The organism is Pseudomonas putida, from assembly GCF_004357765.1.
GTDB lineage: Bacteria > Pseudomonadota > Gammaproteobacteria > Pseudomonadales > Pseudomonadaceae > Aquipseudomonas > Aquipseudomonas putida_U.
Genome location: NZ_SMTE01000003.1, coordinates 359,056 through 371,505, shown reverse-complemented (window position 1 = coordinate 371,505; position 12,450 = coordinate 359,056). Strand labels below are relative to the sequence as shown.

Below are 12,450 nucleotides of genomic sequence, written 5' to 3'. Positions count from 1 at the left end.
CGGGGCTCTTCGTTCAATCACATTGCCTTCAGCGCTTGGCAGGCTCGCCCACCAACGCCGCTTCCTGCTTGTCTGCCATCAGCGAGGCATAGTAGCGCTCGCCCTTGGCAGCATCGTACATACCTTCCCAACGGGCGATCACCAGGGCGGCCAAGGCATTGCCGATCACGTTCAGCGCGGTACGCGCCATGTCCATGATGCGGTCGACACCAGCGATGAAGGCCAGGCCTTCCAGCGGGATGCCGACGCTGCCCAGGGTGGCCAGCAGCACCACGAACGACACGCCCGGCACACCTGCGATGCCCTTGGAAGTGACCATCAGCGTCAGCACCAGCAGCAGTTGCTGGCTCCAGGACAGGTCGATACCGTACAACTGAGCGATGAAGATCGCCGCGATGCTCTGATACAGGGTCGAGCCGTCGAGGTTGAACGAGTAGCCGGTCGGTACCACGAACGAGCAGATCGACTTCGGCGCACCGTATTTCTCCATCTTCTCGATTACCCGCGGCAGCACGGTCTCGGAGCTCGAAGTGGAATAGGCGAGGATCAGCTCGTCTTTCATGATGCGCATGATCTTGATCACCGAGAAGCCGAACAGGCGCGCCACCAGGCCCAGCACCATGAAGGCGAAGAAGGCGATGGCGAAGTACACCAGCAGCACCAGCTTGGCCAGCGGCAGCAGCGAGCTGAAGCCGAAGTTGGCGACCGTCACGGCAATCAACGCGAACACACCGATCGGGGCGTAGTTCATGATCATGTGGGTGACCTTGAACATGGTTTCCGAAACGCCCTGGAAGGTTCGCACCAGCGGCTCGCGCAGCTCGGCCTGCAGGCTCGACAGGCCCAGGCCGAACATCACCGAGAAGAAGATGATCGGCAGCATCTCGCCGCGCATCAGCGCCGCGAAGATGTTCGACGGAATCAGGTTGAGCAGGGTCTCGATGAAAGCGTGCTCATGCTGCACCTCGGCTGCGGTGGCCTGGTACTTGGAGATGTCGACGGTACCCAGGGTGCTCATGTCGATGCCTGCGCCTGGATGGAACAGGTTGGCCAGGACCAGGCCGACGACGATGGCAATGGTGGTCACCACCTCGAAGTAGAGGATGGTCTTCAGGCCGATGCTACCCAGTTTCTTCGCATCGCCCACGCCTGCGATACCCACGATCAACGAGGTAATCACGATCGGGACGACGATCATCTTGATCAGGCGAATGAAGATGTCGCCGGCGGGCTGCAGCACATTGCCGATCCACCAGGCCTTCTCTGCGCTGAAGTGGTTCAGGAGCGCGCCGACCGCAACACCCAGGACCAGACCGATGACGATCTGCCAGGCGAGGCTCAGTTTTGCCTTCTTCATGTCTTTACCCTTTGTTCTAGTGATCATGGGCACCGACCGGAAAGCACGTAACAGAGCCGTTGGCAACGTCACGAGCAGCACAGCTGCTTCCGTCCGGGACCCCATGTAAGGACACCGCAAGCGAGCGAACAGGCGCTCGGGCCAGCGAAAAAGGCGGCAACTATTGCGATGGCAAAGGATGAAATCTAATGCCGGAAACGCATACCCCATACCGGATAGACATAGGCTGACAGAATGTCGCAAGGGGTTCGTAAGTCATTGATTTATAACGTTCGGAAACCCGAACAAGACCAAAGCGCCATAATTAGGCCGATTTGGCAGCATGCGAATGAGCGTGAAAGGCGCTTGTTCGACAATCCGAACGGCTCTGTCGACGCCAAGTCGCTTCAGACGCGACGGGAAAAAAAATGGATGGATGGTCGAGACAAAATGTGTCTCGAAGGGAAATTCACGGATGTGGATGAAGTGATGGCGCCTCGGAAGCCAGGTCGCGCTCAAGTGCCCCACTGGCACGACTCGACCTGAAGCTTCCGATTCTGCCCGCCTGACCCGGCCCAAACCTGGAGGTACTCCCTGTACCCCTAGGCCACTCCGATCTTGCAACAATCAGAACAGCCCGGCCCCCTGGTCATGTGTCGCCCCTCCTCGGGGCGGCGCAGCATAGAAGCGGAAACGATAGAAAGGTTCCGCTTCCATTACGTGACAAGGCACGACCGCTGGCCCTTACCCATTCAAAGGATCAGTACCACTTGGGATCGCGCTTGAGTTGCTCCTGCAACATCGCCTTCATGCCGTCGTCGGGGTCACCCAGCCAGCGGTATTGCGCATGACGGGTAGGCGACTTGTCGCTCGGCAGGCCTTCGGGCACTTCCACGAGCATCCCGTAGGCGTCGTCCTTGTCCCAGCTGAACGCTACGATCAGCCGTTTGTAGGTGCAATTGTCGGCAGCTTCGCACAATGGCCCGACCAGATACTTATCGCCATCCTCGGTCACCGCGGACATCTGCTGCTGAGCACTACCGGTCAGGTTGATCACCCAATCCGGCAGGCGTTCTTGATGCTTGATGGCGTCTTGCCAGGCTTCCCGGTATTCCGGGTCCGGGCCAAGCACCTGGTCAGCCCGCAACTGGCCGTCATTGGCCGCCATCGCCGCTGCGCTGCCGCCCAACAGGGCGGCAGCCAGGAAGGCACGGAGCTTCATGCCCATCGTCAACCTCGACCACGTCCGAAGAAGAAGGACGCCACGAACAGGACCAGGAACACGATGAACAGGATCTTCGCGATTCCGGTAGCGGCGCCGGCGATACCACCGAAGCCCAGCACGGCAGCGACAATGGCGATGATGAGGAATGTGATAGCCCAGCTCAGCATGGTGGTTCTCCTACTTTTCCTTGATGAAATCGTTACGACCCAGCTCAGAACACCCAACGGTCCTGAGGAACTATGTTCTCTACGGTGGCTGGCGCGGATTTCTTCTGGCCATTGCCACTCACCTGAGCCAGTGGCTCCGCGGCTCGAACCAATGTAGTGGCGCGGGTCGTCTGAAGCTGCGACAGCAGGGCAGTCTGCGCCGCAACCTGGTCAGCCAGTCGAGCGGTCTGCCAGCTGTAATAGAACAGGCCAACGGCCACGCTCAGCAGGAGCGCCATGCCGATCACCAGAAAGTGGCGCAGAGGCAGCGTAGCGATCTGGGGACGGTCGATGGTTGAGCGGTTCATGCCGGCTTCTCCTGCGGTCGTTGTTGTACAAACCTGATCAGGTAGTTGCAGCCTGCATGCCAGCCTTGGTCAATAAATAATTTCCTTATAAATCAACAAGTTAAGTCTGGAAGGCTTAGATGACCGGGACGTATCCTGCACGATGCCCCCCATAGCGTCGTGCGATTTGCACGATTCACCCCTCGACCTTCCTCGCCACCTTGAGCAGATCCGCATCTACGCCACGTACGCCAATGATCTGCCGTGCCACTTCCACCGCGATGGTCTTCTGCTCACTGCTGACCACTTCGCCCGATAGCCGCACCAGCCCTGCCTCACTGGCGACCTTGATGTTCAGGCCATCGAGATTGCGACTGAAACGCAGGCTGCTCTGGATCTTGTCCACCACCCAACTGTCGCTGGGTTGTGGCCCAGTGGGGGCATCGACCGGCTTGTCGCGGGCCTTGGCCATGGCAGCGCTGTCCAGGCTGACCAGGTTGTTGACCAGATAGACACCATCGGTAGTGCGCGACAGCACCCCGGCCAACTCCTTGGCCTCGGCGCTGTCCACCTTGCCGCGAAGCGTGACGACACCTTCACTGCTCTGCACCTCGATCGGTGCCTTCTCGGTCACGCGGCTCCACAGCAGTCGCGCGCGAATCACCGCAGCCAGGGTCGCGTCCTCCAGCCGCTGCGCATAGGCTCGCGCCTCCAACGGACGCTCGACCAACTGCGGATTGACCTTGAGCTGGTTGTCGACACGCTCGATACCGCGAGTGGCCAGGGCGACATGCTCGGCCAATTGGCGCTCGACCTCGTTCTCCACCTCTCCGGCCAGCCGCGCCTGCTCGCCCTCGACATCGACCTCGATGCGAAAGGGGTTGAGCATGCGGTTGAGCGACAAGGCCGTTTGCAGCGCACCCTCGAGACGGGCGTCCTGCACCGGATCGGCCAGGGCGATGAGAGGGAGGCAACTGATCAACAGGACAGCCGCTCGATTCGGAAAAGGCATGGCTACATCTCCTTTCGTGGGCGAAAAAGAAAAAAATTGTCGCAACCAATGTGCCAGCCGGTATCTCTAAGACAATCATCGGGAAACCGGGGCCGCGGGCGACCTTTTGGCCATTGGCTAGCATGCAAAGGGCATATTCCCTCAGAATGGACCATGCAACTTGCCCGATTTTTCCCACACTAATTAAAGATCTATCCCGAAGGAGCCCAGGAAATGGCAGCGACACAGGACAATCAAGGCCGCATTCTGCTGGTGGATGACGAGTCGGCGATCCTGCGTACGTTCCGCTATTGTCTGGAAGACGAGGGCTACAGCGTGGCGACGGCCAACGGGGCTGCCCAGGCTGAATCGTTGCTGCAACGCCAGGTGTTCGACCTGTGCTTCCTCGACCTGCGGTTGGGTGAGGACAACGGCCTGGATGTATTGGCGCAGATGCGCATCCAGGCCCCTTGGATGCGGGTGGTGATCGTCACCGCCCACTCAGCGATCGACACCGCTGTCGACGCCATCCAAGCCGGTGCCGCCGATTATCTGGTCAAACCGTGCAGCCCCGACCAGTTGCGCCTGGCTACGGCCAAGCAGCTGGAAGTGCGTCAGTTATCGGCGCGACTGGAGGCCCTCGAAGGCGAGGTCCGTAAACCCAAGGACGGCCTGGACTCCCACAGCCCGGCAATGATGGCCGTGCTGGAAACCGCGCGCCAGGTCGCGACCACCGACGCCAACATCCTCATTCTCGGCGAATCGGGTACCGGCAAGGGCGAGTTGGCCCGGGCCATTCATGGCTGGAGCAAACGCTCACGCAAGGCCTGCGTCACCATCAACTGCCCGTCGCTCAATGCCGAACTGATGGAGAGCGAACTGTTCGGCCATACCCGTGGAGCCTTCACCGGCGCCAGCGAAAGCACCCTGGGCCGGGTCAATCAGGCCGATGGCGGCACCCTGTTTCTCGACGAGATCGGCGACTTCCCGCTGACCTTGCAGCCCAAGCTGCTGCGCTTCATCCAGGACAAGGAATACGAGCGCGTCGGCGACCCGGTTACACGCCGGGCGGATGTGCGCATCCTCGCCGCGACCAACCTCAATCTGGAAGAGATGGTGCGTGAAAGCCGCTTCCGTGAGGACCTGCTGTACCGCCTCAACGTGATCACCCTGCATCTACCGCCGCTACGCGAGCGCAGCGAAGACATCCTGACCTTGGCCGACCGCTTCCTCGCTCGCTTCGTCAAGGAATACTCACGGCCAGCCCGCGGCTTCAGCGACGAGGCCCGCAGCGCCCTGCTCAACTATCGGTGGCCGGGCAACATCCGTGAACTGCGTAACGTCATCGAGCGGGCCAGCATCATCTGTCCGCAGGAACGTGTGGAAATCAACCACTTGGGCATGGGCGAACAACCGGCTGGCAACGCACCGCGAGTAGGCGCGGCATTGAGCCTGGACGAGCTGGAGCGTGCACACATCGGCGCGGTGCTGGCCGCCAGCGACACCCTTGACCAAGCGGCCAGGACACTGGGTATCGATGCCTCGACCCTGTATCGCAAACGCAAGCAATATAACCTATGAAGTTGTCGATGAGGCTGCGCACGCGGCTGTTCCTCAGCATTTCGGCGCTGGTCACGGTTGCCTTGCTTGGCTTGCTGATCGGCCTGGTCAGCGTGCTGCAGATGGCCAGGGCCCAGCAGGAACTGGTGCGCAGCACCACCCATACCCTGGAAATCGGCCTGAAATTGCGCCAGAACCTGGGCGAGCAGTTGACCTTGATGCTCGACGAAGGCACGCCGTCCCAGGCCCTTAAAGTCCTTCAGGGCGACTTCGAAGTCTTGCTCGAGGAAGGCCGCAAGCAAGGGGACGAACGCAGCACCTTCGACAAGACCAGCAGTCATTATCAGGCGTTTCTGCAAGCCTATCGGGAAAGTCCGCAGCCGTCCCGCAGCATGGGCTCAGGGCAGCCTCTGGGGGCTGCCTTCAAACAACTGCGCATGGACTTGGTAGAGGCGCATCGGCAGGCGCTGGAGCGAATCATCCAGAGCGAGGCGAGCACCCGTGACCGCGCCTTGCTGGTCAGCGGACTGATCGGCCTCATGGGACTGGCGGTGGTGGCGCTCGGTTTCATTACCGCACACAACATCGCGCGCCGCCTCGGCCAGCCGATCGAGGCCCTGGCCAAGGCCGCTGATCAGATCGGCCAAGGCAACTTCGACGTGACCCTGCCTGTGAGTCAGGCCGCCGAGCTCAACCAGTTGACCCGGCGCTTCGGACTCATGGCCGATGCGCTGCGCAAGCATCAGGCCACCAATGTCGACGAGCTACTCGCCGGCCAGCAACGCCTGCAGGCGGTACTCGACAGCATCGATGATGGGCTGCTGATCATCGACCGCCAGGGTCGTCTCGAACACCTCAACCCAGTGGCCCAGCGTCAACTCGGCTGGAGCGACAGCCGCGTGGGCAGTGCCCTGATCGACGCGCTGCAGCGCCCGGATCTTGAACAACAGCTGCGCCAGGTGCTGCGTGGCGGCACGCTGGATCGTCCGCCGGACGATCTGGCCATCGAAGTGGACGAAGAATCGCGCCTGCTGGCCTACAGCCTGACTCCGGTCAGTCACCCAGAAGGGCCGATCCTGGGCGCGGTGATGGTCTTGCACGACGTCACCGAACAGCGCGCATTCGAGCGGGTGCGCAGCGAGTTCGTCTTGCGTGCCTCCCATGAGCTGCGCACGCCGGTCACTGGCATGCATATGGCATTCGGCCTACTGCGCGAGCGGGTGAAGTTTCCTGCCGAGGCCCGGGAAAACGACCTGCTGGAAACCATTGGCGAAGAAATGCAGCGCTTGACCCAGTTGATCAACGATCTGCTGAACTTCTCCCGCTACCAGAGCGGCCTACAGAAACTCGAGCTGGCGCCTTGCGCCATCGACGAGTTGCTCGACCGCGCCCAGTCGCGCTTCGCCGCCCAGGCTGGCGATAAAGACATCGAACTGGTCAAGGCGCTGGAGGGACCGTTGCCGCGAATCCAGGCCGACGTCGCCCAGCTCGACCGGGTGCTGGACAACCTGCTGCACAATGCCATCCGCCATACTGCACCTGGGGGCCATATCCGCCTGCATGCGCGTCGGCATGCCGAGCGAGTGATCATCAGCGTCGAGGATAATGGCGAGGGGATTGCCTACGGGCAGCAGGGACGGATCTTCGAACCCTTCGTCCAGGTCGGCCGCAAGAAAGGCGGCGCAGGCTTGGGCCTGGCGCTGTGCAAGGAGATCGTGCAACTGCATGGCGGACGTATGGGCGTGTTCTCCCGACCGGGGCAAGGCACTCAGTTCTACATGGCGCTGCCAGCCTGAACGCCTGGCAGTGCCACGGCGCACTCAGGCCTCGTCCGTCGTCGGCGGCGCGCCTCTGTACCTACCCCGGACCACCAGCTCGATGAACTGCCGGGCGTTGAGTGGGTGGGCGAATAGCCAACCCTGGCCGTAGTTCACCCCTTCGCTGTTGAGCAGCACCGCCTGGTCCTCGCACTCGATGCCCTCGGCGATCACCCGCAGGTGCAGGTCGTGAGCCATGCGGATGATATGCGGCGCCACACCGCTGCTGGCGGCATCATGGCCCAGCGCGTCGATGAATGCCTTGTCGATTTTCAAACAGTCCACAGGCAAGGTCTGCAGGTACGCCAGGCTGCAATAGCCAGTACCGAAATCGTCGATCAGCACTTGATGGCCGACCGCGCGCAACGCCTGCAGATTGTCACGCGCCACCACCACGTCGATCAGCCCACGCTCGGTGACCTCGAAGGCGATCTGCCTGGGCGACACCCGGTGATGGGCCAGCAGGCGCGCAGCCACCCGGCCGATGCGCGGCACCATGACATCGCAGGCCGCCAGGTTTACCGAAATGTAGAGATTGCGGTGCGTCCGCAACAGATGGCCAAGTTGTTCGAGCACGCGCTGCAGCACGAAGTCGGTGATGTCGCAGATCTGCCCGGTATTTTCCGCCAAAGGAATGAACAGGTCGGGGCTGGTCAGGCTGCCGTCGGGCCTGCGCCAGCGAACCAGCGCCTCGGCACCGACGCAGCGCCGGCTGTCGAGTTCGATGATCGGCTGGTAAAGCACCTGCAGTTCGCCACGGCGCAGGGCATTTTGCAGCTCGGAACTCATCGAGCGCCGTTGCAGGATCAACTGCAGCACCAACCAGCCGATGCAGCACGCCGCCAGCACGCTACCGGGGAACAACAGCCAGAGGGTGCCGTTCATGCGCAATGGCAGACTGGCCCTAGGGGCGATGAGGACCAACTGGTAATCAGGCGACTTGGTCGGCATGCGATAGACCAGGCGATCGGACAACTCCAGCAGGGCGGTGTGCCCAGATACCCACCAACCCGCAGCTGGTGGCCAGGGCTGACGCGGCCCCAGCACGGGAATGGCGCGATTGCCGTTATCGAGCACCACCAACAAGCTGCCGCCCGGCGGCAGATCGACCACATCGGTCAAGTGGCCGCGTGAGGTGGACACCAGGAAATTGCCCCGACCAAGCATCAGTGCAGCCAGGTTCTCGTCGGGCTCGGTGGTGGTGTTGAGCCAATAGCTGTAGGTCGGGCCCTGGATATCCGGCGGTCGCAACGGCACGAATGCCGGCAGCGCCCCCCGATTGGAGCAGGCGAAGCTACGGTCGACGTAGGCTGCCTCATAGATGAACCGGGAACCCAAGGCGGCCTCGCGCAACGCCACCATCATCGCGGCGCTGCAACCCCGTAGAGGTTGCGCCTGCAATTGATCGACCGAATGGCGCAACTGGCCGAACACCTGTTCGAGGCGTTCAAGAAAACGCTCGCCCTGGGCATTCATCTGCGCGCTTTCGCTCTGTTTCATCTGATGCAGGGCGATACCGAAGCTGGCGGTCAGCAACACGGCGGCGCTGGCCAACGCTGCGAGAGTTGCCAGCATCCAGGGGCGATAGAAAAATTGGCGCAACGCAGTTACAAAGGCCGGCATCGCAAGCATCCAGTTGATTAACAAGGTATAGCAACTGGATGAAGAATTGGCGCGGCCATTGAGCGGAGCGGCTTAGCGCATGCGGTTGAGCACCTGCAGGATGGCGGCGGTCTGGGCATCGGGATTGCCATCGAAGCGTTGTGGCCGGAAACGCATCTGGAAGGCCGCTATGACGTGGCGGGTGGCGACGTCCAGCTGTCCGGTCTGGTCGATGGCATAGCCGAAACGGGCCAGTTCCTGCTGGTACCAGCCGATGGTCGGCGGATTGGCGCTGAAATAGGCCTGCTGACGGGCCACGGCGTTGGCCTCGGGCCAGATGCCCAGTCCGGCGTCGGCCAGGCGCTTCCAGGGGAACATCGGCCCCGGGTCGAGCTTGCGCAGCGGCGCGATGTCGCTGTGGCCGATGATATGCCGAGGTTCGATGTGGTTGCGCTTGACGATGTCCTTGAGCAGGGCGATCAACGACTGAATCTGGGCTTCGCTGTAGGGATACCAGACCCGCCCGTTAGGCGTGTCGTCGAACCCGGGGTTGACGATCTCGATACCGATGGAGCTGGAATTCAGCCAGGTGCGACCTTGCCACTGGCTTTCGCCCGCATGCCACGCCCTGCGGTTCTCGTCGACCAGTTGGTAGATGGTGCCGGGACCATCGCCGATCAGGTAGTGGCTGCTGACCTCGCCGTGGGTGAGTAGCGCCAGCGAACGCTCCAGGGAGGCGTTCGTGTAGTGCAGAACGACGAACTGGATACGGTCGTCCTGGTTGGCCGATGGATGATTGCGATCGATGCGCAACCCCGTCGAACAGCCCGCGATCGACACCAGCAATAAAGCGATAAGTATTCTTCTGACTGAGATGAGCACGTCGAAACCTCGGCTTGTAAGCGTACAGTATAACGTGCTCAAAATGATCGTTGCCGCCAATCAGCGGCTGCACATCAACATGAATTCCATGTCGTTGTTGCCACTTGGGCCTTTGAGATCCACCAACTGGGTATTGACCGTGACATTGGTCGTGGTCGGAGCCCCGACCACTTTGGCTTGGCCATGCATCAGCCGCGTCTCGGTGCTGAGGTCGATGGGGGATGCGACGCAGAAGCCGGGCGCCTGCTGCCATTGGGCAGGGTCGAGTTTCAGCTTGTATTGGCTGAAGTAGTCTGGCTGCGACTGCAGCGTGACGCTTTCAACCCACTTGCCGGATTGCTTGACGATCTGCCCATCGGCAGCGATGTGGGCGGTCATGACTGCGTCGTCGGCGCTGGCGGTGGCCTGAAAGGCCAATCCGCCCAGCAGCAGAGTAATTGCAAGGGTTTTCATTTGTTAACTTCCTGTATGAGATCGATGACCGAAGCGGCCACGAGCAGCCATGGTGGGCATGGCTTCACAGGAAATCTGTAAGCTTTTACTGTATTTCGATGCGATTTCGCCCCAACTTCTTGGCGCTGTAAAGCGCAGTGTCGGCACGTTTGAGAACCTGGTCTGCACGCTCGTCCGATTGAAACGAGGACAGTCCTATCGACGTGGTAATCACCACGCGCTCACCTTTGAAATGGAAAGGACAGGCCTCGACCGCGGCGCGCAACGCCTCCACCGCTCGCGCCGCCATTGCCGGGGAGGTCTGCGGCAGCAGCAGTACGAACTCTTCGCCACCGAACCGCGCCATGAAATCACGGGGCCGCAAGCGCTTGCGCAACTGATCGGCGACAATCTTGAGAACCTTGTCACCCGCCAGATGGCCGTAGTTGTCATTGATCCGCTTGAAATGGTCCAGGTCGAAAATAGCCATGGCCAAGTGGCCACCGTGCGCCTGCCAGTCTTGAATCTCGCGCTCCACCCGTTCACTCCACGCCGCCCGATTAGGCAACCCGGTCAATGGGTCGATCAGGGCTTTCTGGCGCTGTTCCTCCAGGTGCTCGCGGTAACCGAGCGCCTCTTGCTCCATGCTCGCTACACGCTCGGCCAGACCCTGCAAGCGTCCGGCCAGCTCCTGCTCGCGACGGTCACGGGCGTGCTGGTGCTCGTCCATAGTCGTCAGCAAGCCCTCCAGGCGGTTTTCCAGAATGTGCTTGAGGCTGTCGACATCGACCGCGCCCTGCACGCTGTTCTGCAGGCCACCGACCTGCTCGCGCAACTGGTTGTCCAGCTCACGCGCTGCAGAACTGTTGTCGGCATGGCCAGAACTGGCTTCTTGCAGATGACTTTGGAAGCCCTCGAGGCGCTCGTTGAGTTGCTGCAGATAGGCCTCGAACTCGTGCTGGCCACTGTCGGTGATCGCCAGCATCAGCACCGCCAGGTCATCGAGCACGGGGATCAGTTCGTACCAGTTCAACCCACGTGCGACCCGGTTGCGCATTTCCAGGGCCTGGGCCTTGTGACGCTCCGGAAGGCTGAGGTCATCGAGCAGGCCGAGCAGGGTCTGTTCGATATGCGCGGCCACCTGGCTATAGGGGGGTTCGACGGCGTCGGGAAGCGCGTAGGGACCATCCTCGCCCGACAGCACGTCGGCTATGTCTGGTGCAGGCTCTGCGGGAGCGGCTGGTTGCTCCGGTTGAGCATCAGGCCCGGCGACCTCGCTCTGCGGGAGCGCCGCATCCGCTACGCTATGCACGGGCCCTGTTGCGGCAGGAGGGATAACCAGCGCTGGCGTGTGTAGCGGGGTTTCTTCCTGCACGGGCAGTGGCTCAGCCGCGTCCACCTCGACCTCAATGCCGGCAACAGGCCCAGGTTCAACGGTCGGAGCGACAGGCGCCAGCGGCTGCAATTCGTCGATATCGGCAGCTTCGGACGGTCCAGGCATCTCGGCCGCAGGCAGGGCAGGGGCAGGCGGTGCAGACTCGGCGACCACTTGCGTCTCGCCGTCGCGACCACCGAAGAGCCGCTGGAACAATCCCGGCCGCGATTGCTCCTCGGCATTCAACGTGGACAGCGCGCGCCCTTGCAGGCCACTCAGCTCGCCCAGCAGCGGCGGCAGCTCACGGGACTGGCTGACCCCGCCATCGAGCTTCTTCGCCAGTTTCTTCAATGGCCGGGACACCTCCCCCGGCAACGGCAGGGACTGGAGCTGGGTCACCAACGCCGTCAGCGCATCGCTGACCTGGGTCATACGGGTCTCGCGGCGCTGTTCGGAATCCAGCACGGCTTTTTCAAGGCGCGGAATCAAGCCGGCCAGGCCCGCATCCATGTTGTCGCGACGAATGACTTCGCGCATTTCCTTCATGCAGTCATCGACCGCCTTGTCGCTGCCTTCGGCTGCCAGCGAGCTGCGCACCAGGCCACGGCGCAGCAGGTCGAGACGGGCTTCCCAGCGGCGCTCGAGCTTTTCCTGCGCTTCGATGCTTTTGAGGTATTTTTCTTTCCAGCGCTCAGCTTCTTCGGTCATGCCTTGATCCGCAACGGTGGTGCAACGGG

11 protein-coding genes are annotated in these 12,450 nt (G+C 61.7%); 2 read left to right on the top strand and 9 right to left on the bottom strand.

What is annotated here, in order from left to right:
- Positions 1-28: 28 nt before the first annotated feature.
- The 5 genes from gltP to E2H86_RS06355 form a co-directional block, all read right to left on the bottom strand.
- Positions 29-1,357, bottom strand: a complete 1,329-nt coding sequence (gene gltP, locus E2H86_RS06375) for a glutamate/aspartate:proton symporter GltP (RefSeq protein WP_133325840.1) — start codon at positions 1,355-1,357, stop codon at positions 29-31.
- A gap of 739 nt (positions 1,358-2,096) precedes the next feature.
- Positions 2,097-2,564 (bottom strand): inhibitor of vertebrate lysozyme family protein, encoded by a 468-nt coding sequence (locus E2H86_RS06370; RefSeq protein ID WP_133325838.1) that lies wholly within the window; start codon positions 2,562-2,564, stop codon positions 2,097-2,099.
- Positions 2,565-2,566: 2 nt separating this feature from the next.
- On the bottom strand, positions 2,567-2,728 hold the full coding sequence (locus E2H86_RS06365; RefSeq protein ID WP_003252966.1) for a DUF1328 domain-containing protein: 162 nt from the start codon (positions 2,726-2,728) through the stop codon (positions 2,567-2,569).
- 44 nt (positions 2,729-2,772) lie between these two features.
- A complete protein-coding gene (locus E2H86_RS06360; RefSeq protein WP_133325836.1) occupies positions 2,773-3,075 on the bottom strand; it encodes a hypothetical protein in 303 nt (100 codons plus the stop codon).
- 175 nt (positions 3,076-3,250) lie between these two features.
- Positions 3,251-4,066: a BON domain-containing protein gene (locus tag E2H86_RS06355; protein ID WP_133325834.1), complete on the bottom strand. Its 816-nt coding sequence runs from the start codon at positions 4,064-4,066 to the stop codon at positions 3,251-3,253.
- A gap of 213 nt (positions 4,067-4,279) precedes the next feature.
- On the opposite strand from E2H86_RS06355, the gene algB reads away from it, so the two are divergent.
- Complete coding sequence (gene algB / locus E2H86_RS06350) at positions 4,280-5,626, top strand: sigma-54-dependent response regulator transcription factor AlgB (RefSeq protein WP_133325832.1); 1,347 nt, start codon at positions 4,280-4,282, stop codon at positions 5,624-5,626.
- An 8-nt stretch (positions 5,627-5,634) separates the two neighbouring features.
- Positions 5,635-7,401: a KinB sensor domain-containing domain gene (locus tag E2H86_RS06345; RefSeq protein WP_133325830.1), complete on the top strand. Its 1,767-nt coding sequence runs from the start codon at positions 5,635-5,637 to the stop codon at positions 7,399-7,401.
- A 24-nt stretch (positions 7,402-7,425) separates the two neighbouring features.
- Here the strand turns inward: E2H86_RS06345 and E2H86_RS06340 are convergent, their stop codons facing one another.
- The 4 genes from E2H86_RS06340 to E2H86_RS06325 form a co-directional block, all read right to left on the bottom strand.
- Positions 7,426-9,045 carry an EAL domain-containing protein gene (locus E2H86_RS06340; RefSeq protein ID WP_133325828.1) on the bottom strand — a complete coding sequence of 540 codons (1,620 nt, stop codon included), beginning with the start codon at positions 9,043-9,045 and terminating at the stop codon, positions 7,426-7,428.
- Between the two features lie 72 nt (positions 9,046-9,117).
- Entirely contained in the window at positions 9,118-9,906 is a 789-nt protein-coding gene (locus E2H86_RS06335) for an N-acetylmuramoyl-L-alanine amidase (RefSeq protein ID WP_133325826.1), read from the bottom strand.
- Between the two features lie 60 nt (positions 9,907-9,966).
- A complete protein-coding gene (locus E2H86_RS06330; protein ID WP_133325824.1) occupies positions 9,967-10,359 on the bottom strand; it encodes a hypothetical protein in 393 nt (130 codons plus the stop codon).
- A gap of 85 nt (positions 10,360-10,444) precedes the next feature.
- A complete protein-coding gene (locus E2H86_RS06325) occupies positions 10,445-12,421 on the bottom strand; it encodes a GGDEF domain-containing protein (RefSeq protein WP_133325822.1) in 1,977 nt (658 codons plus the stop codon).
- Positions 12,422-12,450: the final 29 nt, after the last annotated feature.